Source organism: Streptococcus sp. HMSC057G03 (genome assembly GCF_001808745.1).
Taxonomy (GTDB): Bacteria; Bacillota; Bacilli; order Lactobacillales; family Streptococcaceae; genus Streptococcus; species Streptococcus parasanguinis_Z.
Genome location: NZ_KV794429.1, coordinates 15,377 through 39,299, shown reverse-complemented (window position 1 = coordinate 39,299; position 23,923 = coordinate 15,377). Strand labels below are relative to the sequence as shown.

Below are 23,923 nucleotides of genomic sequence, written 5' to 3'. Positions count from 1 at the left end.
ACTTTCTCACCAAGCATAATTTTTCTCACCGCATGTGACCATGGCTGCTAATAACTCCTCTGGTGTCAGTTTCTTCAAGCCTCCATAGTTTGGATCCTGTACATGTGTATCGGGGTCTAGATAATAGATTGCTGAGATGTCCTTACCATCTGCTGTCAATTCATAGCCTACTCCAATCACATTATGTTCCCCACTTTTTCCAGGATAGATTTGTGCTACATTGAAGGTGTAATAGAGAGGATACCCATCATCAATATCTTTGCGAACACGTTCTTTAAAGAGCCGGATATCTTCAGAACCTGGACGAGCATCTGTTACAGTAACCAGTCGATAACCTGCTTGGTTTCCACTTGGTTCTGGATAGCCAAATAGATTCTGATTCAAGACGCGAATGGCATCTCGATTATGCGTCCCATAGGGATTATAAGTCCCCATTTCCTTAGCTAATTGATGTTGAGAGACGCTAACTCCTCGACTAGCCAGCATCATATGGACTGTCGCAGGAGCACAGAAATACCATTCTTCTTGAAGTTTTAAAGAAATAGGCAATAGTTTTCGGATTCCTTGATTCTCTTTTGACGATGTTTCTTTTTTGACCGACTGAGAAGGTTGCGTATTCTCTTTCAATGAAGCTTGTTCCTGTTTTGAAGATGGCAATGTTTCCTGACCACCGGCTTCCGTATTGCCTTCCTTAATTTTTAATCGCTCTGCTACCTCTGCTGGCATTGGAGGATTAGGTTCTGTACGCTCCTTTGTTTTTACACTAACTGTTGTTGATGAGGAGGATGTAACCTTACGAGAGCTGGAAGGACTTGTTTGGCTTTCTTTTGGTGTCTCTGTACAGCCAGATAAACCAAGCAAAGTCAGAAGTACAAGGAATAAATGAACTTTTCTCATGATTTTTCTCCTTTCTACCATTCTTGATAGCGCATTACGGAGTTTTCATTTCGATAGATTTCACCTTTTGGAATCTCACTATCTTTCTTTTTGAATTGAATCCATAGAATCCCTTTATCCGATAGTAAAATGGGGCCATGATCATATAAATAATGAATCCGATGCCTCAAATCCCACAAATAATATTGAGATTTAACACGCTCCTCATTTCTTCTTTCTCCCATATATGTGAGATAAATATTGCGATATATGGAGGTTTCTGCCTGTGAAGTAGAAAATATCTTTTTATGGTTTTTATTTTCGAAGGTAAACGAAGCATCTTTATTATTTGCAACCAAGTAAAGGAGATTGTGCCCGTTCGTCAATAAATCGACATAATAGCGTTGATCATCCTTTGTTTGATCTATAACTTTTTTCTGCCCATCATTTAAGGAGTAGGCTACAATTTTTGTAGTTAAAGCTGTGTTATCAATTTGTACATAATACAAGTGATCTTTAAAGACAGTCGGAAAACCGCTATTTTCTGATTCAATCGTCTGATGAGTCCCTGTTTCAAGGTCAAATTCTTCAATTTGATATAGGCTATCGCCTACTTCATAATTTATAAAGAGTTTCTGGTTGGATCGAGCTACTTGAGTAACTGGAACCGTTCCAATAGGTCTCCTATCGATCAGTGTCGTTAAAGATTTGTCTTTTATCTTCCAAAGATAGTAGATCCCTGTCTGATTGAGTTGATCATACTCTTCAAAAACAACAATATCATGATCTACATAGCTAACAGCTACATGAGTCAGATTGGATGTCCTTTCAACATCTTTTATCTTTTGAAATTCCTTGGTATGTAAATTCATACTGGCAAGATAATTCTGATCTTCGTGTCCTTGGTCAACAGCCTCGCCATAAGCAATCCCATCATTTGACAGCGCGGTAGGTGTAAAGATTTTCGCATCTGGATAAGGGATAGAAATAGAATTTTTTAATAAATCTTCTGCCTTTCTTTCCTCGAATCCTATTTTCCTAGACACATTGGTACTACCGGAAGGAGATTTTTTTTGTGGTCCTACAAGAGTGCAGGCTGATAAGAGAATGATAATACCAAGGATGATAAAAGTTAAAAATTTTTGTTTGACAAGATCTTTTTTCTTCATCAGCCTATACCTCCTGACTTAAGCATTACTTCATTACCTATTTATCTACAATAAAAAGATAACGAACGATTTTAAAATTGAAATCTTTTTTTCTTTCTAGAATAATAATACACAAAATAAAAAAGCAAATGTCAAATTGTCTCTTATATACACATTTTATACTTAGATAAATGAACTCAAAATATTTTCCTCAGTATTTATTGGTTCAAACTATGCTATCAAAGTCTTCTGAACGGAAATCTCTTTATTTGATAATTGAAAATAATTGTATTTCATATTAAAATCACCTCAAATATTAGATGAACTCTAACATTTGAGGTGCAATTCAAAATTATTATTTGTTAAATTAAATGATCATTTTTTCAAATATTGCTTAACTAGCTGATCTAACGGGATAATGTGTAGGTTGCCATCCCTTACCCAATAACCATTGAGCATGGATACAACAATATGTCGATTATATCTTCAAACCGTTTTATGACTAAATCCATTTAGAAACTCATTCCTTGAAAAAACGATTCACATCTGACTGACATGCTTCCAATAGTGTTTGTTCATCCGTTAATTCGAGTAGTTGCAATCCTTCATCAACTAGCTTTTTATCACTTAAACAAATTCCAAGTGTCACTTTGGCATTTCCTAGAAAATCATATCGCTTACTTTTTTTTGCCGTATCTAACAATAGATAACTGATCCTCGTACATTTCTCCATCAAACCATTCCACAGAAAAATACTGGCTAAATTTGAGAGTAATTTATATTTGGTGGGAAGAATCTCTGTATAATCAGAGTAATCATTGAGCCTATCTATCACTTCATCACAGATAGAAATCACTGTTTCTAGTGGAAGTGTAAATAAAATAACGACAATTAATTTGAGGTCACTATGATACCAGACATCCTGATTTTTAATTTCGTTCCAAGCTTCCGTTGCCATTATTCTTACCTTTTCATTTGGACCAGATTCTCGTAAACAAAGAATGACCTCTACTCTCTTTAGTATATTTGACACAGGAATATCATTAGGATGTTTTCTTAAATAAGCTACACTCTTATTCTTCAGTTCCAATAATTTATCATTTGATTGGTAGGCATTGTTATCTTCTGCCAATAAGATAATTTCTTCTCTATCGGAATGGTGGTAAGAATGACATATATATCGAAATTCTTCGAAATCTAGGCCAACTTGCTTTAGAAGATGCTCCATCAACTCAAAACTAGGCACTACTTGGTTCGATTCAATACGCGACAAGTGCGCTCTTGAAGTGTAATCCTGGCAAACTTCCTCTTGACTAATATGTTTTGATTTCCGTATTTTTTTATAGATCGTACCGTAATCCCAACGCATAACAACTTCACCTCTAATTATGTGTATAAATGTTACATTTTTACACTTCGTTATGTATTTAGTATATCATATATATAGAAGAAGGAGGTTCAGATATGCAAAAGAAAATCACTATTTATTTTTTGTATTAATGCTTTCACAATCCAAATAACTGGGGTGCATTTTCAAATTATTACCATGATTACAAATATCACTGGTCAAGCGTAACTCGTGCAAGAGATAGTAAATCATCATATGCTTACGCTCCTTCTCATCAGACCTCAAGAGCTTTTATAAATAGAAATTTTGGTGAAACAGTATATTTTAACTACGGATTTAAAAAAATTCATAGCTCATAGAAAAGATTATATTACTATTCATGAAAATTTTAGAAAGTGAGTAAAGTATGAAGCGCTTATTTGTCATCCTTTCAAATATCTTTATAACAAGTTTTCTACTTTGGATTTGTTTTTCAACCTCATATGTGGTTATTCACAATAGTTTTCCAGCTATTAGTATTTTTTCCCAGAACAAAGAGGTATCAAAAGATCAGGTAAAATACAGTTTAGATCAATTAGCAAATGAAACAGACAGTGTGATTGGTGAACAAATTGAAACAATAGACGATAAAGGTAAGGTTCATTTTTCCTATGCAATATTTGGATCTGGCCATATCCCAAACGGCCTTGTTAAAGCTAGTGAAGAAGATTTTTACAATAGTGGCTTATTGTCCAATTATTATATTTTATCTGGAAATCTCACTCTAGATAGATTAAATCATGAACTTCAATCATTGGGTTTCACACAAACATTTGTTTCATATCCAAATATTTTTCTTAGCTTATTTACGTATATGGGAAATGGTAGTCAATTACTCGTTTTGGTCATTTTTCTACTAACTTTTATAGCCTTAATGATTATTCAAAAAACCAAGGAAATGCGAACAGTTGGGATTCGATATATTTCTGGATTGCACCTAACTCAGATTTTTGGAAACTCAATGATTAGTGATTGTGGAGATTTACTTTTAGGGATAATTACAGGGGTTTTTCTTGGAATCTGTGGTGTAAGTCTATTCCATATCACACCATTTTCTATTCCAGTTATTTTTTCAGCTAGCATAACTTATAATTTGTTACTTTTGTTCCTTTCTATACTCTTTAGCTTTCTTTATGTTTTAAGTATTAAAGCGGTACATTTGGTTTCTTTACTCAAAGGAAAGTTACCTTTGAAACAGATTATGGGTATTCTTTACTTGGGGCAATTGGTTGCTTTTCTTTTAATAGTACTTACCATTCATAGAACAAGTATCTATTCAACTATTTGGCAATTGCATCAGGCTGGAGATACAGCATGGTCAAATCAAAAAGATTGGGTATTGCTTTCAACAAATAGGGAGTTTGGGGCAGAGGCTAGAAATCAGGATAGTAGAAAAATGTTGGAAGAACAATGGAAAAGCTTCATAGAAACTGGCATTCAGAATGGAGGAATGCTTGTTCAGCATCCACTTGCATCATTCGATCTAAAAGGTCTGTCTTCACATCCCTTAATGGGAAAAATGTCGATAAATGACTACAATCCGTATGCTAATAGCTTATATGTGACTCCTAATTATCTAGATGTTCAGAATGTAGAATTAAATGAAGAAGATAAGAAGAGCATTAATAGCCTTGGAGAAGGAGAATTTGGACTACTATTGCCTGAAAAATTAAAAGATCAAGAAGATAAATTGCGTCAAATTTATGAAGATTTCCTAGCGATTCGAAACGATAAGGGAAATAAAATTCAACAGGCTATGAAAGCTCGTGTTTTCTATATTTCAAACAATAAGAAGCGTTTCGTATATAATTCTACACCAATCTCATATCAACAATTTCTAAGTGATCCTATACTTATTGTCCTTAAACCAAGCTCTTTTGGAAAAAATCGAAATGATTTCTTCACTTATCCATCTGATTATCTGTATTTTAAAGGTTTGGATGCCACTAAAAAACTAGTTGAACAAGGTGGAATAAAGAAATATATCAGTCAGTATGATCTTGCCTATTATGTTTATCGTGGTATGAGTCACAACATTCAAGTTGAAATATTGACAATCATTGCTGGTGGTTTTCTAGGTATTGCTACCTCAATTCTACTCTTTAATACAATGACAATCCTCTACTTTGAAGAATTTCGTAAAACTATTCTTATTAAGAAAATATCAGGATTAAATTTTTTTGAGTTACACCAGAAATTTTTTATCTGGCAAATAGTTATCTTCATTTTGGGAGGGGCTATTGGTCTTTTGCTAACAAATAAACTTTGGGTAGTCTTTCTAACCTCTTGCGTCTTTGGTTTGAATTCTATTTTAATACTAATGCATCGTTCTCGTAAGGAAGATAGGATGGCTAGTATTATATTGAAAGGAGCATAGAAATGATTAAAATCCATCAACTAACAAAAACCTTTGGGGACCGGACGGTATTTAGTGATTTGAACTTAAATTTTGATGCAGGTAAAGTCTATGCTCTTATCGGAAATAGTGGTTGTGGCAAAACAACCTTACTAAATATGGTAGCCAAGCTAGAACCTTATGATCAGGGAAGTATTCAATATAAAGGAAAAGATTTACGAAAGATTAAACCAACAAACTATTTCAGAAATGAACTCGGTTATCTCTTCCAGAATTTTGGACTAATCGATAATAAAACTGTTTCAGAAAATTTAGATTTGGGATTAATTGGTCATAAATTAGACAAACAAAAAAAGAGAGAGACTAAAGAAGAAGTATTAGATAGAGTAGGACTATCTTATATTCAACTAGATCAAAAAGTATATGAGCTTTCTGGAGGAGAAGCACAACGTGTAGCCTTGGCAAAGATCATTTTAAAAGATCCTCCTCTAATTTTGGCAGATGAATTAACTGCCGCTCTTGATCCTGAAACCTCACAGGAGATTATGGACTTACTCCTAACATTAAAAAATAAGGAACGTCTGATCATTATTGCAACACATAATCCAACCATTTGGAAACAAGCTGATCAAGTGGTAAGCCTAAAAATTAGTCAATGAAGAATAGGGTAATAGCACAGATTTTCATTACGTTACATATTCATTTCCTAACAAAACATCCCGAAAGTTAAGTGCACCCAAATAGTTAGATTAATAATTTATCCAAAGGATTTAGTTCTGTATTGCACAGGACTGAGTCCTTTTCTACTATTTGTATAGAAGTGTATACATTTTTAATCTATAGTCGTAGAGATTTAGTAAAACTACAGCGCAAACTTCCTCTTGACTAATATGTTTTGATTTCCGTATTTTTTTATAGATCGTACCGTAATCCCAACGCATAACAGTTCCACCTCTAATTATGTGTATATATGTGACATTTTTACATTTCGATATATGTTTAGTATATCATATATATTAAAGAAAGATGTAGAAAACGTGAAAAAAATCACTATTTATTCTGTGTATCATCGCTCCCACTCTTCAATTTGTTAGATATTTGGCGATGGGAGGATTCCATTCATTGAAAGGATGTGTCCATAGATGAACAAAAGAAACTTCAAAAAAATGTTTCTAATATTTATTTTAGGTATCATTGTAGGCCTATTCTTAATCCCATTACTTAGACCACTTATAGTTGATTGGCTAAAAACTATATTTGGTTAATAGTAACGATAACCTTATTTAACAAAAAAGTTTTCCCTTATATTTTTTAATAGCATTGTTTTGACAAATTAACTTCCACGTTTATTGGCCGTAGAAGTTTGTTTGAGAATTTAGCACTTTGATGACCTTAGATCATTATAATCCTACAAGTACAGGTATGACTTTTAGTTTTAGATATTCTCATTAGTTTAATTAAAGGAGGGACTGTGTTATGGTAACTAAGTATTACAAGTATATTCCTTGGTTGGTCTTAGGAGCTATTGGATCTTATGAGTCCGCAACTTATTTTGGACATAGTACATTTGATATGCTGTATTTATCTATTGTTTTTATGATTGTTTACGTAGCTTTGTTCATTCTACACGAAAAATATCTGAAATATAAATATAAAGAAATATTTACACATATTATGAGCAATCCTGAAAAAGATCATCATCATTAATAAAATATAACATAATAAAACCCTAGCACTCAGATTGTACTTACCCCAAAAAAGTTAGACAAATAGACTATCCAAAGGATTTAGTTCTGTATTACACAGGACTGAGTCCTTTTCTACTATTTGTTAAATATATCAAGGTATTTGATGAAAAATAGTTTGAGTTCCATTTGTCAAACGAAGGAAATTGTCTTATTATTATTATTTTTCCACTAAAAATTTCAAAATTCAAGTATGGCTTACAAACTTAATAGTGAAAGATTTTGTTTACTACTACATTTACCCTTTTAACACTATTGCTATTTTTCGATCCATTAAGCTTATTAAAAACAATAAAAAAGACTTAGAATCATGTTAACAATAACCTTAATTCTAAATCCTTTTATTATTTATCTTCTAACTATATTTAAGATAGATACTTAAATTATATTACTGTTTTTCAAAAGTTCCGTCTGCTACACGAAAATCACTGTTAACAGTTTCAATTGAATTAAATTGAATCTTTAAATATTTTACTTCTTTTTCATCTTTTCCAGGTAATTCAGCTTTAGCACTCGCTGCACTAGAAACCTTTAATTTGACGTATTTCCCAGCGATTTTCCAAGTTCCATCTCTAGATTCGTCTTTATTATTTGTTACTTCTAGTGTTTTATCGCTATTGAAAACGATAGTTGAATCGTGTTTACTATCATACCAAGTACCAATAATTTGCTTCTCTGGTCCTGAATTTTGATTCAAGAAAAAGAATACTCCACCGGCAACCGCAAGTACTAAAACAACTAAAGCAATAATTTTTTTCATTATTTTTCCTCCTATAAATATCTAAAGATATTTATTATTATTTTCATATACCTAGTTTCACTAAAATCATTAGTAAAAAATCAAATTTTGAATGATAAACTTTTATTCATTACTACAATAAGAAATACTTACCAGCTTTTATTAATCACGATGTTTCCGTGATACTGAAATACCAAAACTACAAAGAACAATTCCCATTGCAAACACTAACCAATTCTCAATTGAACTTGTATTAGGCAAGGCTCTATTTGCAGCATATTTAGCTTGATTTCCAGCATAGCTATATACTCGTTCATTAGAAGTACTTTCTGGTATACTCTTTTCTAACGCAGGATTCAGAGAAATCATCTTGTGATCTACTTTATCGTTAAAGACTTCGCTTTGTCTTGTACGAGTATTTAAATAGGCTTCCCTAACTGCTTCATATTGCGCAGTTGCATCCAATTGATCTTGTAGAAGTGTTTTAAGTTTAGCTTCCTCTCTTGCTACATTCTCAAGTGCTAAACGGTGCTCTTCAACTGCATTGTCATATGCTCCTTTTGCTTTCATCAAATATGCATCAGCATTTTCAAGATGATCTAAAAGTGTTTCTAAAGCAACTAAGTGAGTCTTTAATTTAGAAATTTCATACTTAATTTGACTTTCTTTAACTTTTAACTCTTCAACTTTATTCTGACGGTTTCTGAGTTCTGCTTCATCCGTAGCTTTTTCAGCTTTAAGATCTGAAAGTACTTTAAATTCTTTATCCAAATCTGCACGCGCATCTGCTAAAACTTTTTGTTTTGTTTGAATATCTGCATTTAGATTTTCAACCGCTGATTGTGCTTTTGCATAACGAGTCTTTGCAACAAACAATTGTTTAGAAGCTTCATCTAAATTCTTTTGTGCAAGAGGTGTCTTATCAGAGATTGAGTTTAATCTTGCAATCATTTGACGTGTAGCATTTAAGGCTGCCAAATGTTTTTCATGAATTTTTGTTGCTTCATCTAAATTGTTTCTTGCAGTCTTGTCTGCTGCTATTGCTTTTTCAAGCTCCTCTTTTGCAGTTTCTAATGCTTTTTGCTTAACTTGAAGGTCTGCATTTAAGTTATCCAGAGCTGTTTGAGCTTTGATATATCTTGTTTCAGCTTCTTCTTTTAGTTGTTTCGCATTGTCGTATTTCTTCTGTGCACCTGGAGTTTGATCAGGAACTGACATCAATTCTGCTACTAGTTTTTGAGTTTGTTTCAGATTTTGATTTGCATTTTGAATTTCTACTTTTGCTTTTTCAAGATCAGATTTAGCTTTTACTTCTGCTGTTGTGGCCTGGTCTAAATCATCTTTTGCATTTGCTAAAGCTTGACGCTTGCTTTGAATATCAGCATTTAATTGATCGAGTGCATCTTGAGCCTTATTAAATTGGGTTTGTGCTTCATTATAATTTTGTGTAGCGATTTCCAATTTAGTAGTAGCTGCAGGTGTTTGATCAGGAGTAGCTTTCAGAGCATCTAATTTTGCTGTCGTTTCTTTGAGAGCTTTTGTACTTGAATCATTTTCTGATTTAGCTTTTTCCAAACGATTCTGTGCAGAATTATTTGCTGTATTTGCTGCAGTCTGTTTAGCTTTAGCAGCTGTTAATTCATCTTCCATTTTTGAAGTATCAAATGGAGTAGCTAAAGGTTTAGCAATTCCTTTATCATAGTAGTCATCAACGCTTACTAAATGATATTCTCCAGTTTGTTCATCTTTAACATATTCAAGATGAGCATCCTGACCTTTAAATTCAATAAAGTGCATACGGCCAACACCACTAGCGGTAAAGCTGTTTGCAGCGCCTACAGCACGAGTTTTTGTAGGAGCTTTTTCCCCAATCATGAGCTTCATGTGACCAAAGTAAGCATGAACATCATTTGTGATGAAGCTAATCACTGAATCATATACTTCACGATACAATTGAGACATTGTAGTTCTACGAGTTTCTTTCGCTTCTGAGTAGTATGCTCCGTATCCAAGCAAGGTGTTGTTAAAATTCAAATTTTCGCCAGCCCATGCAATGGAATCTAATCCATCTTTCGCTAGAGCAGTATCACTATGACTTGTACTATATGGTTTATTTTCTTCAGCATAGGCTTTTGCAATGTTTTTGACACCCTGAACTGATTCTTCAGTGACGATATAATGATGGCTACCCCAAACTTGGTCTTGAAGATTATTTGAAAGAAGAGCATAATATTGGCTCAGAGCTTCAATTTGTTTATCGGTGAGGTTGTCTAAATCAACTTCTGAGTCGTCGATAGGCAAGACAATATCTTTATTAGACCAATCTTTAATGAAAACATTTTGATGTTCTGGAGAATACTCAGTAACAGGAGTACCAAAATCATACTTACTACCTGCGAACCATTTTTGGATAACATCGTTCAATGCATTTTTATTTGCATCTGTGTCATCGGCAAGATAAGTCTTGTAAGCATCAATGACATCTTGAGGCAATTGAGGAATAGTGAGATTTTTAATTGCTGATATTTGTTTATTGAGCGTTTCAACCGCTTGATCAGCCTTCTCTTTATTCTCTTTTGCTTCCTGAGCTGCTGATGTTGCACTCGCTAGCTCATTTGAAGTTTCATTTACTTTTGCCTCTTCTTGTTTTTTCTTAGTAGTTAAAGTGGAAATATCCGAAGCTTTCTTAGCATCATTTTCTTTAGCTGTTTTGAGCTCTGCTTCTGCACTAATCTTACTATTTTTTTTATTTGCTAAATCATTTGCTTTGCTATCACGATTTACGATTGTTTGGGCAAGTTGTGATTCAGAAGCATCAAGATTACTTTGAGCTGAAACCTTATTTTCTTGAGCTTTCTTTAAATTCTCTTGTGCTTGTTTTAGTTTTTCCTCAGCAGATGACAAGTTTGCTGCAGTTTCTTGACTTTTCTTTATTTGATCTGCTTCAATTGATTTTGCATTTTTTAGTGCGGTAGCTTTTTTAGCATCTGCTTCTTTGGCACGATCAAGTTCCTGTTTTGCTATATTTTCAGTTGCTTCTTTAGCATCTAAATTTTTCTTAGCCGCATCACGTTCTGCTACTATTTCTTCAACGCCAGTGCCGTCTAAAACTTTCTGAGCAGTTTCTTTCTCTTTTTGAGCCTTCACTAATGCACTTGCTGCTTCTTCTGCAACCTTTCTAGCATCTACTAATTGTTTAGCAGAAACTTGACTGGCACTAAGTTGCGTTTTTTCATCAGCAGAAGCTTTACTGAGTTCTTCAGCTTTATTTTTGTCTTCGCTAATAGCATTGTCCAAAGCCTTTTTCGCTGCTGCTTCTGCTGATTCTTTTTCAGCTACATCACTTTTTGCTTTGTCTCTTTCAGCAATGATTTCCGATGCTCCAGTACCATCAAGATTTTTTTGTGCAGTTGCTACTGCTTCCTCAGCTGTCGAAACTTTCTTTTCTTGCTCTGAAATTTTATCTTGATCTTTTTTAATAATATCTGATTGCTGATTACGTTCTTTCTCAGCTTCTAGAACTTTATCAGTTGCATCTTTTTGTGAAGTTTCCTTTTTCTCAATATCAGCTTTTACTTCTGATATTTCATTCTTGGTTTTTTCAATTTTTTCAGGCGTAGCTGATTCTTTATTTGCTTCAGCATTCTTTAAGTTAACACTTTCTTTGGAAACTTTTGATCCAGCGACTGCTTCCGAAGTCTTAGCGTCTTCTAATGCACTTTCTTGATTTGAAACCGATTGATCCGTTTCTTCCTTGATCGTTCTTGCTTCTTCTACAACTTCAGAAGTTGGCGCTTTCGTTACAGTTGCAACTCCATTATGTACAAATACTCCGTCTACTTGTTTTATATTTGTAGACGAAGGAGTTGTCGATCCAGTACTTAATGTTGACTCATTTGGCTGAGTTGCAGTTACTTCATCCGCTTGTACAACGGAAATTCCCGCAAAAGCTGTAGCTATTGATACAGCAGATACAGTTGCTTTGATCGTTTTCTTTTTCATAATTCCCACCTTTATGATAGAGTATTGAGCAAATTATCACTATATAATTATAAACAACCGAATTATACTATATTTTAGCAACTTTGTAAAGTTGTAACCAACCTTTTAAGAACTAGAACCTAACCTTATAAGGCTGTAAAATAGTCTTAAGAGGTGAGCAATGTCAGAATTACAAAAGTATATAAGCAAACGAATACGGATTCTGCGGACCCAGTCAGGAATGACTCAGGAACAATTAGAAGAAAAAGCAGATCTTGGTACCAATTACGCGTATAAGTTAGAAAATTTAGAGCCCAATATAAAAATTAGTACTCTGGAGAAAATTATAGATGCGTTGAATGTTGATCTACAAACTTTTTTTGATTTAACACTTAAAGAAGAAAGTACTGACTTAGCACAGCTTATCGACACTATCAAATCTTTACCAGAGTACAAACAAAATAAAGTCATTTCAGCTATTAACACAATTATTAACGAGACAAAATAAAAAGAGTGGAAAAGGATAAGTATAAAAACGATTCCTTTCCCACTCTTTTTGTGCGTAAAAATTTGGTTATTAGCTATTGCGGCCTGCGATTCTTGGGTAACCAAACGTCATATCGAGCTCGTCTTCCTCGTAATTCTTGATCAATTCCCAGAAATCTGCAACTGATAACGCTGCGACTGATTCATGCCAATTAAATTTAAAAAACAAATCTAAGAGAAAATTAATTACAAGATGGATTTTAGCTGTTTGTTCTACAGTATCAAATGTAATCAAAATTTTCTCACACAACGGATCAATTAATTCAATTTCAATGCTATCATTTACAAAATTGAATGACACTTCTTGATCTTGGTCATTCAAGATTGAAATATACTGATCCTCATCAAATGTTGAATAAAACATTCTAATATTAACTTCTTCATTGTGATTAATTAATTCTGAAATATATTGTTGAGTTAAATTAATCACATGGTTTTTATACGTTTTCATTTTGTTTTCCTCCGATTATTATTAAAAAAAGATTTTTCATTCGTGAATTTTCACGGTGGCCTTACTCTCTTTAATATTATTATTAAACGATTGTTCTTGAGCATCTGTTACCCCCTTTTTTAAGGAACAAAAAAAGACAGTTCACCACTGCCTTTTTTTATCTATACTATTAGTATGCCATTTTTCTGTAAAAATAAAAACAACATTTCCTTTCCTAAAATAACGATGTTTTTCTTCTATCTTTATTTTTATCAAAATATGGCATACTATTATTGTAAATTAAATTGAGCAAGTAGAGCCATTAGTCATATGGTGAGAAAGTTTGTTACTGGGCACGGTTAACGTACTTATTTCTCATATGCTAGTCATTGCAAAGGAAAAAACTAAGAAAAAAAGAAAGAAAATCTAAATGGTTATTCTCTACTGAATAACATGAAGTAAAGAATAACCATTTAGTAGATAAAAAAGTAAAGAAAAACGTGTTTAAAGTAAAATAAAAAAGGTAAAAATGAAAGTAAAAACTAAAAAAATAACTAGTTTAACAAAGTAAAAAAAATAATGTAATAAAAAAAGTAAAATAGAAAAGTTTTATAAGCTCGAACAAGCAATGACATCTTTATGATCCTTCCAAACATAGATCACGGTGAGTACTGAAAATCTATCGCAAACATTAAACTTCAAGAGTTAGCCTCGATGGGAAGAATCAAAAGCATACCCAGCTTTTAAAAAAAGGGTGGGAGGCAGTTTAACAATACTATGTAATTATTTTAAATAGAAAGGAATGTATAATGCCAAGAAAAAGAAATTCCCTCAAGCACGATTTATTTATCGCAGCTTCAAAAAATATCACAAACAATCGAACGAGAACAAGTTATAAAAGAGCAATTACTCGCTTCACAAAGTGGGCTAAAGAACACAATATTAAGAAAAAATCAGATATTACTGAAGAAGTAATTCAACTATACCAACTAGATCTAAATGATGATCCAAAACAATACTCTGTTGCTACCATTCATACTTATCTAGCACCTGTTTGTAAAGCAGTTGATATCAACATGAATAGAGTTAGAAAAGACAAGCGTTCCAGCGACAAAATTATCCGAGGTCGTGTAAAATCAAAAAACTCACAAGGTAAACATCAAGAAACAGACTCTCGCTTCTCTCGGCTGGTTAATTTTCAGAGGGCAGTTGGGATTCGTAGATCCGAATTAAAAAAATTAAAAGGAAAGGATATTCGAAAAGATAATAATGGAAATTACTATGTTTTAGTTCAGCGTGGGAAGGGAGGAAAATTTCAACCTCAACTTATTCTTCCTCAAGATGTTCCAGTAGTCCTCGATACTTTTAAAAATAAACAAGAGGATGATTATATCTTTACAGATGTGGAAATGAATAATCTAATCAATCTACATGGGATGCGAGCTCAACATGCAAGAGAGTGTTATTACTTCTACTTGAAGAAACTACAAGATAATCCAAATTTCAAGGTGAATTTAAAAAATTTTTTAATAGAACGTTGGGAGGTTGGTCACCAAAATTTAAGGGATAAATCATTAAAGAAATTTGAGAAACAAAAGAAAAACTTCATTAATGAACTAAGAGATGAACCTTATAAAATTCGTGGATCAAACTATAAAAAAGCCTTAAATTCAGCCCTGCCTACAAAATATAATCGTTTAGCCTTGATGGCTGTCTCGGTCTTCCATCTTTCCCACTGGCGTCTATCCGTTACAGTGACCAACTATATTCTTTAAAGTATTTCATTTTCGACTAAAAAATGAAGAAAAAAAACGGAAAAAAACAGTTTTTCGACGTTTTTATGGCATACTTAAATTGTATGGCTAATAGTTTTAACACATTTTACAGACATAGTATAAATTTAAAGGAGAAAAAGATGTCAATTAAAGATCAGTTACAAAGAGAATTCAAAGGTTCAAATTTTGAAATTCGTGAAAAATTAATAACAGATACCTACTTCACTAGCTTTTTAGAATACGTTAGTTCACCTGAATCAATCTCAAAATTAATTGAAGAAGGCTATGCTGATAAAAGAAATCAGTTAGATGAATACATTGATTTTGCACTTCATCATAATTTAATTACTAAGCAAAATAATATGATTCAAGCTACCGATCTTGGTTTAGCTTGGGTCTGGTGGGCATATGCACCAGTTGAAGGCAATGATTGGATTTAGGTTAAAATAGCACTATAATTTCTGCATATCATAAAACTAACAAAAGAATTATAGTGTCTATTTTGTTGTAGAAAAAAATCCCCGCCAAGATCTAACTTGGCGGGGATTTGGTGGGGAATAACTCCCCTATTTAAGATTTAAATCACCTTAAGCAATTCTTAACCTTAATATACTAGGCTTTCGCATTCAATTTGCGTTACTCTATTATTTAAGAGTAACTGAAGCTCCAGCTTCTTCCAATTTACCTTTGATTTCTTCAGCTTCAGCTGCAGCAACACCTTCTTTGATGACACCAGGTGCACCATCAACAAGTTCTTTAGCTTCTTTAAGACCAAGACCAGTGATTTCACGTACAACTTTGATAACGCCGACTTTCTTGTCGCCTGCAGATGTCAATTCGATATCGAATGAATCTTTAGCAGCACCTGCGTCAGCAGCACCAGCTGCAGCAACAGCTACAGGAGCAGCTGCAGTTACACCAAATTCTTCTTCGATAGCTTTTACAAGGTCGTTCAATTCAAGGATTGAAGCTTCTTTAATTTCAGCAATAATGTTTTCAATGTTCAATGCCATTGTTATTTCCTCCAAATAAGTTTTAAATTTTATATTTTTATTTTTTGTAGCTAGGCTACGCTGCGTAGCTTAAGATTAAGCTGCGTCTTCTTTGTTGTCTGCAACCGCTTTGACTGCAAGAGCAACGTTGCGCACTGGCGCTTGAAGTACAGAAAGGAGCATAGAAAGAAGTCCTTCGCGGTTTGGAAGAGTTGCAAGTGCAAGAATCTCTTCTTTAGATGCGACAGCGCCTTCGATTGCACCACCTTTGATTTCAAGTGCTTCAGCGTCTTTTGCAAAATCGTTCAAGATTTTCGCAGGTGCGATAACATCTTCGTTAGAAAATGCTACTGCAGAAGGTCCAACGAATACAGATGCAAGATCTTCAAGACCAGCTTTTTCAGCTGCACGACGCAAGATTGAGTTTTTGATAACTTTAAACTCAACTTCGCTTCCGCGAAGGTTGCGACGGAGAACTGTATCTTGCTCAACTGTCAAACCGCGAGAATCTACAACGACGATTGATGCAGCAGCTTTCATTTTTTCAGCTACCACGTCAACAAGTTCCGCTTTTTTAGCAATAATTGCTTCACTCATTAGTGTGTTCACCTCCGTAATTATTTTGCTTGGGGAATTTTTCCAAAAGAAAAACGCGCCCAAACCTAGACACGAAAGTACAATACGCTTCTTTTAATTGATACGTTTTGTCCTCGGTAGGATTTTTATGAGTCGAGCTCCCCTACTGTCTTAGGCAGTTTTTTCAAACCGTAGATTAGTTTATCATATATAAAAAAAGAATGCAAGTACTTTTGCAAACTTTTTTTATATTTTTTAATCGTTGTAGAGACTCTTGATATTATTCAACCAAGCATAGGCCAGTCCCATTAGGACTCCTCCTCCTACCCAGTTGGCAAAGAAGGTGACACCATAGTGACGTAAAATATTTAAAAATTCAAAATGCGGCAATTGGCTAGAAACTGGATTAAAGCTTAATAATGAGAAGGAAGCAAAGTTTGCAGCCAAGTGTTCATTGGTCATAAAGACAAACATATAGATAGCTGAGAGGGCTAAGAGAACCTTGGCTGTTTCATCTTTGAAATATAGATAAGAAAGAATAGCAATATTTACGAAGATATTGGCAATAACTCCTTCAAAGAAAACCACTTGATTGCCTCGTTGGAGTTTATTTTCTGCTACCGTGGCTAGGAAACCTTTTGGATCGATATGTGCAAAGGCAGTTGTTTGATTGAAAAGAAAAGCGACGATTAAAGCACCAATTAAATTAAAGAAGGTACAATAAAGAAGAATTTCCAGCGCTTTCTTCCAATGAATTTTCTTTAGATAGGTACCCGCCGTCAAATACATCATATTTGAGGTGGTTAATTCCGCATTTAAGAATAGGAGATAAACCAAGCCCCAGGCAAAGATGAATGGAAATAGAAAACGACCAGATCCAGGTACAAAGGTATTTAATAAGTCTGCGGCAACTGCTCCGACCGCCGTACTTAAAGTAAGAAATCCTCCAGCAAAAATAGAACGGACTGCATAGCGCGTTTTAGATTTCTGATAGAGATCCTCTTTCTTATTACACGCCGCTCCTACTTTTTGAATGAAATTAGATTCAGACATAATATTCTCCTTATATAATGTTTGTGAATAAAATCATTATATCATAGAGAGAAAAGTTTGAAAAGGTTTTCAGGAAGAATTCTTGAATTTATAATATATACGTTTTAAATCATATACTGAGAAATAATAAAAAAACAGGCATTTGCCTGCTTTTCTTTTTTAATAGTTTAAACGGTTCGCCCAAGCGATATCCAAATTCAAGATTTCTTGTGAAGTGAACTGTTGACGATATGGATTGTATACCGAACCAGTGATACCACCCTGAACATTTGGTGAATCATATTGAGTCAAATTATAGGTTTCAATGATATGATTGAGCTTTGCGTAGTAGCTAGTATCTGTCGCATAAACACCTGTCAAAGCTGCTGTTGCGTCTTGATAACTTGATGTGTTACTCTTCCAAGCACCTGCAAAATGTCCTTGTTTCAAAACTGCTACATAGTCTTGCAATGATTCATAGTAAGATGGGTATGAACGGAAAGCATCATTAATCGTATACGCATTTCCAGCACCATCATCTTCCCAAGTTTGCATCACTGCAGATTGCCCAGCATAACTTCCTTTAATCCCAAAAAGGTTGTAGTGTGGATAGGAAGACAAACCAGACTGCCCTGATCCACTTTCCAAGATCGCTTGTGCAATCATAACTGAAGCATAAAGATCATTCTCTTGACCAAGCTGACGAGCTGACTCACCAATTTGTGAGATGAAAGCTTCAGTTGGGTTTGAGTATGCTTGGTAAGTTCCATCATTAGCACCAACTGATGTTACGTGCTCGCTCATAGCAGCAGCAAATGTCCCCACTGCTAATACAGAAACGAACAAACCAAATAATTTCGTTTTATTCCGTATTTTCTTTTTCATAATACAATTTATCTCCAATTAATTTTTTATCATCTTTTATCTTTATAGAGATTATACCATATAAATAGAAGAAAACAAAGCCACTTATATTACACTTCTATTACAATTGCGAGATAAATCCAAAACAAAAATGACATTTTCATGTCATTTCAATTTATTTCGTAAAACGCATTTTCCAAAATAGCATCCCATGACTTCTCTAGTCCTTCCTTGGTTACCGAAGAAAAGACAATGAAAGTGTCTGATGGATCAAAATCTAGTTTTTTCTTAATGATGGATTCATGTTTATTCCATTTTCCACGTGGAATCTTATCTGCCTTGGTCGCTACTAAGATCACAGGGATCTCATAATATTTTAAGAATTCATACATCTGAACATCATCAGCAGAAGGTTCATGACGAAAATCGACTAGGCTAACGACTGCTTTTAAGTTCTCACGACTGGTGAGGTATTCTTCAATCATCCGTCCCCACTTCTCGCGCTCTTTTTTAGAGACACGTGCATAGCCATAACCAGGTACATCTACCAAACGGAGTTTATCATCGATATTGAAGAAATTTAGCAATTGGGTTTTTCCTGGTTTACCAGATGTTCTGGCCAGGTTCTTTCGATTTAAGAGAGTATTAATAAAAGAAGACTTGCCGACATTTGATCGACCGGCAAGTGCAACTTCTGGAATCTCATCTTGAGGATAATGACTCTTATTTGCAGCGCTTAAGAGGATATCCGCATTATGTGTGTTAATTTCCATATTTTATCTTTCTAGGCTGTTTCAAGAACTGGTTTTTCTGTTCCGTCAACAGCTTCTTTTGTGATTCGGACAAGTTTTACATCTTCTTGACTTGGAATTTCAAACATGACATCCATCATAGTTTCTTCGATAATCGAACGAAGACCACGAGCTCCAGTCTTTCTTTCAATAGCTTTATTCGCAATCTCTTGAAGGGCTTCATCGTCAAATTCCAATTCAACATTATCATAAGAGAGCAAGGTTTGGTATTGTTTTACCAAGGCATTGCGTGGCTCTTTTAGAATACGGACAAGGTCGTCAACAGTCAATTGCTCAAGAGCCGCAAAGACTGGAAGACGTCCAATCAATTCTGGGATAATTCCAAATTTTTGAATATCTTCTGCTACAATTTCTTGCATGTAAGAGCTGGATTCATCGATGGCTTTATTGTTCTTACCGAAACCGATGACTTTTTCACCGAGACGTTGTTTGACAATTTCTTCGATCCCGTCAAAAGCTCCTCCTACGATGAAGAGAATATTCTTGGTATCCACTTGGATCATCTCTTGTTGAGGGTGTTTGCGTCCCCCTTGTGGTGGAACACTAGCGACGGTCCCTTCGATGATCTTCAAGAGAGCTTGTTGCACTCCTTCACCAGAGACGTCACGTGTGATAGAGACATTTTCACTTTTCTTAGCGATCTTATCAATTTCATCGACGTAGATGATGCCTCGTTCTGCACGCTCGATGTTGAAATCAGCTGCTTGAAGAAGTTTTAAGAGAATATTTTCAACATCTTCACCCACATAACCGGCTTCTGTCAAGGCTGTTGCATCAGCAATAGCAAATGGGACATTCAAGCTACGTGCTAAGGTTTGGGCCAAGAAAGTCTTACCTGAACCAGTAGGTCCAATCATGAGGATGTTTGATTTTTGCAATTCAACATCTGTCTCGTCTTCGCGCGTATCGTGGAAGTTAATGCGTTTGTAGTGGTTGTATACCGCTACAGCAAGGGCACGTTTAGCACGATCTTGACCGATGACATAGTGGTTCAAGATATTGAGCAATTCGATTGGTTTTGGAACTTCACTAAGGTCAGCAAGGACTTCTTCAGCAAGCTCCTCCCGGATGATTTCTTGAGCTAACTCTACACATTCATTACAGATAAACGCATTGTTTCCTGCAATGATTTTTTGGACTTCATCTTGACTCTTTCCGCAAAATGAGCAATAAACCATCATATCATTGTTTTGATTCGTTGGCATGTATTTCCTCTTTCTGTCATTTTCTGTTTCTATTTAGTTTAAAATAAGGTCATGTAAAAGGCGTGAATGGAATTCACAAGATTGGTAAAAGCATTTAGTAAGAATAAAATAGCGAGGCCAAACCGTTTTTTACGAAAGGTTTGTAAGGCGCAAATCAAACAGATGACACATAGGACAGCTGTAAAAAAACCAAAGACACTTCGCTCCATTAGTCTAAATCCTTTCTCTTATAATAGTTGACCGTAAAATCATATGGATTTTTCTCATCTTTCAGATGGGGAACTTGACGGACCTTTTCATAACGTTTCTCATCAAATTTTGGTGCCAATGTATCGCCATCAAGCGTTGCATGAATCATGGTCTGGATCAACTCTTCTAACTGATCAGAGAAAAGCCTTAAAATCTGACTGCCTCCAATAATGTAAAGATTCTTCTCTTGGTTCTGATACCACTCTAAGACTTCTTCTTTGCTATGCATGACGAGTACAGCATCATTTTCAGAATCATAAGCCTGATCTTGCGTTAAGATAATGCTAGTCCGACCTGGTAGAACCCGTTTTTTCATACCATCAAAGGTCACTCTTCCCATAAGAATCGCTTGCCCCATGGTCGTTTCTTTGAAATGCTGAAGCTCAGCTGGCAAATGCCAAGGCATGACTTGGTCCTTCCCAATAATGCCATTTTCAGTTTGAGCCCAGATACCAATTATCTTTTTCATTCTCTCATCCTTTACACTGATACTTCTATTTTATCAAATTTTCTTATAAAAGACTGATTTCAACTATCTAGTTTGGAGGATATTTTTTTAAATACAAACAGAAAAAACCGCGAGAATTTCGCGGTTTTTCTTAGCCACAAGTTAGCTTAGTCTTCTTTTTTGCGTTTTGCAAATCCGAATAATGAGAGACCTGCTAAAGCGCTAAAGATTGCAAGACCAGCAGTAGAAGATTCTTTTGTTCCTGTGTTTGGAAGTTGTGCAGTAGGATTTTGTGGATCAATATACTTCACTTCTTCTTTCGTTTCTGGAACGACAGGAATCGTTGGTTCTTCTGGTTTTGGTTGTGGATTAGGTTGTGGTTGTGGTGTTGGTTGCGGTTGTGGTTGTGGAGTAGGCTGTGGCTGTGGCTCTGGTGTCGGAGTTGGATCCGGCATTGGAGTTGGTGTCACAGTCTTCTTGTAGATATGTTGAGTGTTTCCATCTTTATCTACAACAGTCTTCACGAAGTCATAACCTGGGATATCTTTCTTCGGTTGTTCCCCATCTTCTGTTGGGTTACCTGGGATTGGGTCCCCATTTTCGTCTACATACGAAGTCGTAACTTTTTCATAGACGTGTTCAGTATCACCATTAGGCAATTTCTTCGTTTCCACAAAGCGGTAACCTGGAATTTCAGCTTTTGGTTCTTCTCCATCAACTGTAGGATATCCTGGGATTTCCTTACCATCTTTATCAACAAACTTAGTGATTGGAAGGACAGTTGGTGTGTAAGTTGCAGAAGCTTTGGTTCCATTTACATCTTCACGAACTACTGTTACTGCTGGTGCAGTTCCAGTGAATTCTGGTTCTGGAGTGAAGGTTACAGTTCCATCTGCTGCTACTGTGTATGTACCAACACCTGGAATTGTCTTCGTAGTTGAACCATCTTCAAAGGTTGCTGGAACTCCGTCATTCATTGGTACACGGCTATCGCCTTCTGTGAAGGTTGGTTTGCCTGTTTGAGTGGCACCCTTCTTACCAATTGAAGTAGCTGGTTCTGCAGTTGGTGTAACTGGTGTTACAGTTGGTGTGTAAGTTGCGGTAATTGGTGTACCGTTCTTATCAACACGTTTCACTGTTACGCCTGTACCGGTTCCTGTGAATGATTTTTCTGGTACGAAGGTTACGGTTCCGTCTGGAGCAACTGTGTAAGTACCAACACCTTTAACTGTCTTCGTAGTTGAACCATCGTCAAATGTTGCTGGAACATCATCGTTCATTGGTACACGGCTGTCACCTTCAGTAAATACAGGTTTACCAGTTTGTGTTGCACCTTGGATGTCAGTAGATACTGCTGGAGTTGCAGTTGGTGTAACAGGCGTTACAGTTGGTGTATAAGTCGCAGAAGCTTTTGTTCCGTTCTTATCTTCACGAACCACTGTCACTGCTGGTGCAGTTCCAACAAATGATTTCTCTGGTACAAATGTCACTGTTCCGTCTGGGGCTACAGTATAAGTACCAACGCCATCTACTGTCTTCGTAGTTGAACCATCGTCAAATGTTGCTGGAACATCATCGTTCATTGGTACACGACTGTCACCTTCAGTGAATTCAGGTTTACCAGTTTGTGTTGCACCTTGGATATCAGTAGATGTTGTTGGCTTAGCTGTTGGAGTTACTGGTGTAACTGTTGGTGTGTAGGTTGCAGTAACTGGAGTACCGTTCTTATCAACACGTTTAACAGTCACGCCTGTACCTGTTCCTGTGAATGATTTTTCTGGTACAAAGGTTACAGTTCCGTTTGGAGCTACAGTGTAAGTTCCTTCTCCTGGAATAACCTTAGTTGTTGAGCCATCTTCAAAGGTTGCTGGTACATTATCATCCATTGGGATTGCAGGGTTACCAGGTGTGAAGCTTGGTGTGCCTGTTTGTGTTTGGCCTTGGATGTCTGTAGATGTTGCAGGATCAGCAGTTGGTACAACTGGAGTGATCTTCGGTGTGTAAGTTGTCTCAGCGACAGTTCCGTTTGTATCTTTAGCTTGAACCTTAACTGGCACCACATCACCTGAGTATGATTTATCCTTTGGTGTGAAGGTCACAACACCAGTTTCTTTATCAACTGTGAAAGTACCAATTTCTTTACCTTCTGGTGATTTAGCAACTACAGATTCTGCTGGTTGACCATTTTCATCAAGAAGAGTAATGGTATCTTTGTCAATTGGTGCAACTGGGTCACCTTCGGTGAAGGTCACAGTTCCAGTTTGAACCACACCTTGAGGTGCTTCTGATTCAGCTGGAGTTGCTGTTGGGGTTACTGGAGTCACAGTTGGTGTGTACTTAGCAGTAACTGGAGTACCGTTCTTATCGACACGTTTAACCGTTACGCCTGTACCTTCTCCAGTGAATGATTTTTCTGGAACAAATGTTACGGTTCCGTCTGGAGCAACAGTGTAAGTTCCTTCACCAGGAATAGTCTTGGTTGTTGAGCCATCTTCAAATGTTGCAGGTGTATCATCATCCATTGGAACATTTGGATTACCTGGTGTGAAGGTTGGTGTACCTGTTTGCGTTTGACCTTGTTTGTCAGTAGATGTTGTATCTTCTGCAGTTGGTGTAACTGGTGTTACGGTTGGTGTATACGTCGCAGAAGCTTTTGTTCCGTTCTTATCTTCACGAACCACTGTTACAGCTGGAGCAGTTCCAACGAATGATTTTTCTGGTACGAAGGTCACTGTACCGTCTGCTGCTACTGTGTAAGTACC

The 23,923-nt window shown here is 35.6% G+C and carries 20 protein-coding genes, 1 pseudogene and 1 other annotated feature; of the genes and pseudogenes, 7 read left to right on the top strand and 14 right to left on the bottom strand.

The window, feature by feature from the left end:
- Positions 1-6 precede the first annotated feature (6 nt).
- The 3 genes from HMPREF2686_RS07275 to HMPREF2686_RS07265 form a co-directional block, all read right to left on the bottom strand.
- Complete coding sequence (locus HMPREF2686_RS07275) at positions 7-897, bottom strand: C39 family peptidase (protein WP_049498805.1); 891 nt, start codon at positions 895-897, stop codon at positions 7-9.
- Positions 898-911: 14 nt separating this feature from the next.
- Positions 912-2,045: a hypothetical protein gene (locus tag HMPREF2686_RS07270; RefSeq protein WP_049485547.1), complete on the bottom strand. Its 1,134-nt coding sequence runs from the start codon at positions 2,043-2,045 to the stop codon at positions 912-914.
- A gap of 499 nt (positions 2,046-2,544) precedes the next feature.
- Positions 2,545-3,393 (bottom strand): helix-turn-helix domain-containing protein, encoded by an 849-nt coding sequence (locus HMPREF2686_RS07265; protein WP_049498804.1) that lies wholly within the window; start codon positions 3,391-3,393, stop codon positions 2,545-2,547.
- A 170-nt stretch (positions 3,394-3,563) separates the two neighbouring features.
- On the opposite strand from HMPREF2686_RS07265, the pseudogene HMPREF2686_RS10220 reads away from it, so the two are divergent.
- From HMPREF2686_RS10220 to HMPREF2686_RS07250, 4 genes and pseudogenes are all read left to right on the top strand, one after another.
- A pseudogene (locus HMPREF2686_RS10220) lies at positions 3,564-3,731 on the top strand (lactococcin 972 family bacteriocin); the annotation flags it as partial.
- Between the two features lie 47 nt (positions 3,732-3,778).
- Complete coding sequence (locus HMPREF2686_RS07260) at positions 3,779-5,788, top strand: DUF1430 domain-containing protein (RefSeq protein WP_070449972.1); 2,010 nt, start codon at positions 3,779-3,781, stop codon at positions 5,786-5,788.
- Positions 5,789-5,790: 2 nt separating this feature from the next.
- Positions 5,791-6,426: an ABC transporter ATP-binding protein gene (locus HMPREF2686_RS07255; RefSeq protein WP_003003180.1), complete on the top strand. Its 636-nt coding sequence runs from the start codon at positions 5,791-5,793 to the stop codon at positions 6,424-6,426.
- 817 nt (positions 6,427-7,243) lie between these two features.
- Positions 7,244-7,474: a hypothetical protein gene (locus HMPREF2686_RS07250; RefSeq protein WP_049499762.1), complete on the top strand. Its 231-nt coding sequence runs from the start codon at positions 7,244-7,246 to the stop codon at positions 7,472-7,474.
- A gap of 426 nt (positions 7,475-7,900) precedes the next feature.
- Here the strand turns inward: HMPREF2686_RS07250 and HMPREF2686_RS07245 are convergent, their stop codons facing one another.
- Together HMPREF2686_RS07245 and HMPREF2686_RS07240 are read right to left on the bottom strand one after the other, a co-directional pair.
- Positions 7,901-8,272, bottom strand: coding sequence for a hypothetical protein (locus HMPREF2686_RS07245; protein WP_003004846.1), 372 nt, complete (start codon positions 8,270-8,272; stop codon positions 7,901-7,903).
- A gap of 141 nt (positions 8,273-8,413) precedes the next feature.
- The gene (locus HMPREF2686_RS07240) at positions 8,414-12,253 is read right to left on the bottom strand and encodes an SEC10/PgrA surface exclusion domain-containing protein (protein ID WP_070449969.1); all 3,840 of its coding nucleotides are present in this window, start codon (positions 12,251-12,253) and stop codon (positions 8,414-8,416) included.
- A 160-nt stretch (positions 12,254-12,413) separates the two neighbouring features.
- Here HMPREF2686_RS07240 and HMPREF2686_RS07235 point away from each other — a divergent pair, with 160 nt between their 5' ends.
- On the top strand, positions 12,414-12,740 hold the full coding sequence (locus tag HMPREF2686_RS07235) for a helix-turn-helix domain-containing protein (protein ID WP_013903620.1): 327 nt from the start codon (positions 12,414-12,416) through the stop codon (positions 12,738-12,740).
- A gap of 69 nt (positions 12,741-12,809) precedes the next feature.
- Here the strand turns inward: HMPREF2686_RS07235 and HMPREF2686_RS07230 are convergent, their stop codons facing one another.
- Positions 12,810-13,229 carry a hypothetical protein gene (locus HMPREF2686_RS07230; protein ID WP_070449966.1) on the bottom strand — a complete coding sequence of 140 codons (420 nt, stop codon included), beginning with the start codon at positions 13,227-13,229 and terminating at the stop codon, positions 12,810-12,812.
- A 788-nt stretch (positions 13,230-14,017) separates the two neighbouring features.
- Here HMPREF2686_RS07230 and HMPREF2686_RS07225 point away from each other — a divergent pair.
- Entirely contained in the window at positions 14,018-14,983 is a 966-nt protein-coding gene (locus HMPREF2686_RS07225) for a phage integrase N-terminal SAM-like domain-containing protein (protein WP_049496913.1), read from the top strand.
- Between the two features lie 140 nt (positions 14,984-15,123).
- Positions 15,124-15,423: a tryptophanyl-tRNA synthetase gene (locus HMPREF2686_RS07220; protein ID WP_070449964.1), complete on the top strand. Its 300-nt coding sequence runs from the start codon at positions 15,124-15,126 to the stop codon at positions 15,421-15,423.
- Positions 15,424-15,627: 204 nt separating this feature from the next.
- Here HMPREF2686_RS07220 and rplL read toward each other — a convergent pair whose 3' ends face one another.
- The 8 genes from rplL to HMPREF2686_RS10720 all read right to left on the bottom strand — a co-directional run.
- On the bottom strand, positions 15,628-15,996 hold the full coding sequence (gene rplL, locus HMPREF2686_RS07215; RefSeq protein WP_003001622.1) for a 50S ribosomal protein L7/L12: 369 nt from the start codon (positions 15,994-15,996) through the stop codon (positions 15,628-15,630).
- A 75-nt stretch (positions 15,997-16,071) separates the two neighbouring features.
- Positions 16,072-16,572, bottom strand: coding sequence for a 50S ribosomal protein L10 (rplJ, locus tag HMPREF2686_RS07210; RefSeq protein WP_003001722.1), 501 nt, complete (start codon positions 16,570-16,572; stop codon positions 16,072-16,074).
- Between the two features lie 38 nt (positions 16,573-16,610).
- Positions 16,611-16,745: a sequence feature (ribosomal protein L10 leader region), on the bottom strand.
- A 61-nt stretch (positions 16,746-16,806) separates the two neighbouring features.
- Positions 16,807-17,604 (bottom strand): formate/nitrite transporter family protein, encoded by a 798-nt coding sequence (locus HMPREF2686_RS07205; protein WP_049507819.1) that lies wholly within the window; start codon positions 17,602-17,604, stop codon positions 16,807-16,809.
- Positions 17,605-17,763: 159 nt separating this feature from the next.
- Complete coding sequence (locus tag HMPREF2686_RS07200; RefSeq protein WP_070449961.1) at positions 17,764-18,468, bottom strand: glucosaminidase domain-containing protein; 705 nt, start codon at positions 18,466-18,468, stop codon at positions 17,764-17,766.
- Between the two features lie 149 nt (positions 18,469-18,617).
- A complete protein-coding gene (gene yihA / locus HMPREF2686_RS07195; protein WP_003007440.1) occupies positions 18,618-19,220 on the bottom strand; it encodes a ribosome biogenesis GTP-binding protein YihA/YsxC in 603 nt (200 codons plus the stop codon).
- Positions 19,221-19,231: 11 nt separating this feature from the next.
- Positions 19,232-20,464, bottom strand: coding sequence for an ATP-dependent Clp protease ATP-binding subunit ClpX (gene clpX / locus HMPREF2686_RS07190; RefSeq protein WP_045759487.1), 1,233 nt, complete (start codon positions 20,462-20,464; stop codon positions 19,232-19,234).
- Positions 20,465-20,672: 208 nt separating this feature from the next.
- Positions 20,673-21,182 (bottom strand): dihydrofolate reductase, encoded by a 510-nt coding sequence (locus HMPREF2686_RS07185; protein WP_049507821.1) that lies wholly within the window; start codon positions 21,180-21,182, stop codon positions 20,673-20,675.
- A gap of 146 nt (positions 21,183-21,328) precedes the next feature.
- Positions 21,329-23,923: LPXTG cell wall anchor domain-containing protein (locus tag HMPREF2686_RS10720; RefSeq protein ID WP_261673680.1), on the bottom strand; the 2,595-nt coding region annotated here is incomplete at its 5' end.

Excerpts from the sequence above, each read along its gene's own strand:
- HMPREF2686_RS07275 (WP_049498805.1), bottom strand. The coding sequence starts at position 897 with ATGAGAAAAGTTCATTTATTCCTTGTACTTCTGACTTTGCTTGGTTTA.
- HMPREF2686_RS07270 (WP_049485547.1), bottom strand. The coding sequence starts at position 2,045 with ATGAAGAAAAAAGATCTTGTCAAACAAAAATTTTTAACTTTTATCATC.
- HMPREF2686_RS07265 (WP_049498804.1), bottom strand. The coding sequence starts at position 3,393 with ATGCGTTGGGATTACGGTACGATCTATAAAAAAATACGGAAATCAAAA.
- HMPREF2686_RS07260 (WP_070449972.1), top strand. The coding sequence starts at position 3,779 with ATGAAGCGCTTATTTGTCATCCTTTCAAATATCTTTATAACAAGTTTT.
- HMPREF2686_RS07255 (WP_003003180.1), top strand. The coding sequence starts at position 5,791 with ATGATTAAAATCCATCAACTAACAAAAACCTTTGGGGACCGGACGGTA.
- HMPREF2686_RS07250 (WP_049499762.1), top strand. The coding sequence starts at position 7,244 with ATGGTAACTAAGTATTACAAGTATATTCCTTGGTTGGTCTTAGGAGCT.
- HMPREF2686_RS07245 (WP_003004846.1), bottom strand. The coding sequence starts at position 8,272 with ATGAAAAAAATTATTGCTTTAGTTGTTTTAGTACTTGCGGTTGCCGGT.
- HMPREF2686_RS07240 (WP_070449969.1), bottom strand. The coding sequence starts at position 12,253 with ATGAAAAAGAAAACGATCAAAGCAACTGTATCTGCTGTATCAATAGCT.
- HMPREF2686_RS07235 (WP_013903620.1), top strand. The coding sequence starts at position 12,414 with ATGTCAGAATTACAAAAGTATATAAGCAAACGAATACGGATTCTGCGG.
- HMPREF2686_RS07230 (WP_070449966.1), bottom strand. The coding sequence starts at position 13,229 with ATGAAAACGTATAAAAACCATGTGATTAATTTAACTCAACAATATATT.
- HMPREF2686_RS07225 (WP_049496913.1), top strand. The coding sequence starts at position 14,018 with ATGCCAAGAAAAAGAAATTCCCTCAAGCACGATTTATTTATCGCAGCT.
- HMPREF2686_RS07220 (WP_070449964.1), top strand. The coding sequence starts at position 15,124 with ATGTCAATTAAAGATCAGTTACAAAGAGAATTCAAAGGTTCAAATTTT.
- rplL (WP_003001622.1), bottom strand. The coding sequence starts at position 15,996 with ATGGCATTGAACATTGAAAACATTATTGCTGAAATTAAAGAAGCTTCA.
- rplJ (WP_003001722.1), bottom strand. The coding sequence starts at position 16,572 with ATGAGTGAAGCAATTATTGCTAAAAAAGCGGAACTTGTTGACGTGGTA.
- HMPREF2686_RS07205 (WP_049507819.1), bottom strand. The coding sequence starts at position 17,604 with ATGTCTGAATCTAATTTCATTCAAAAAGTAGGAGCGGCGTGTAATAAG.
- HMPREF2686_RS07200 (WP_070449961.1), bottom strand. The coding sequence starts at position 18,468 with ATGAAAAAGAAAATACGGAATAAAACGAAATTATTTGGTTTGTTCGTT.
- yihA (WP_003007440.1), bottom strand. The coding sequence starts at position 19,220 with ATGGAAATTAACACACATAATGCGGATATCCTCTTAAGCGCTGCAAAT.
- clpX (WP_045759487.1), bottom strand. The coding sequence starts at position 20,464 with ATGCCAACGAATCAAAACAATGATATGATGGTTTATTGCTCATTTTGC.
- HMPREF2686_RS07185 (WP_049507821.1), bottom strand. The coding sequence starts at position 21,182 with ATGAAAAAGATAATTGGTATCTGGGCTCAAACTGAAAATGGCATTATT.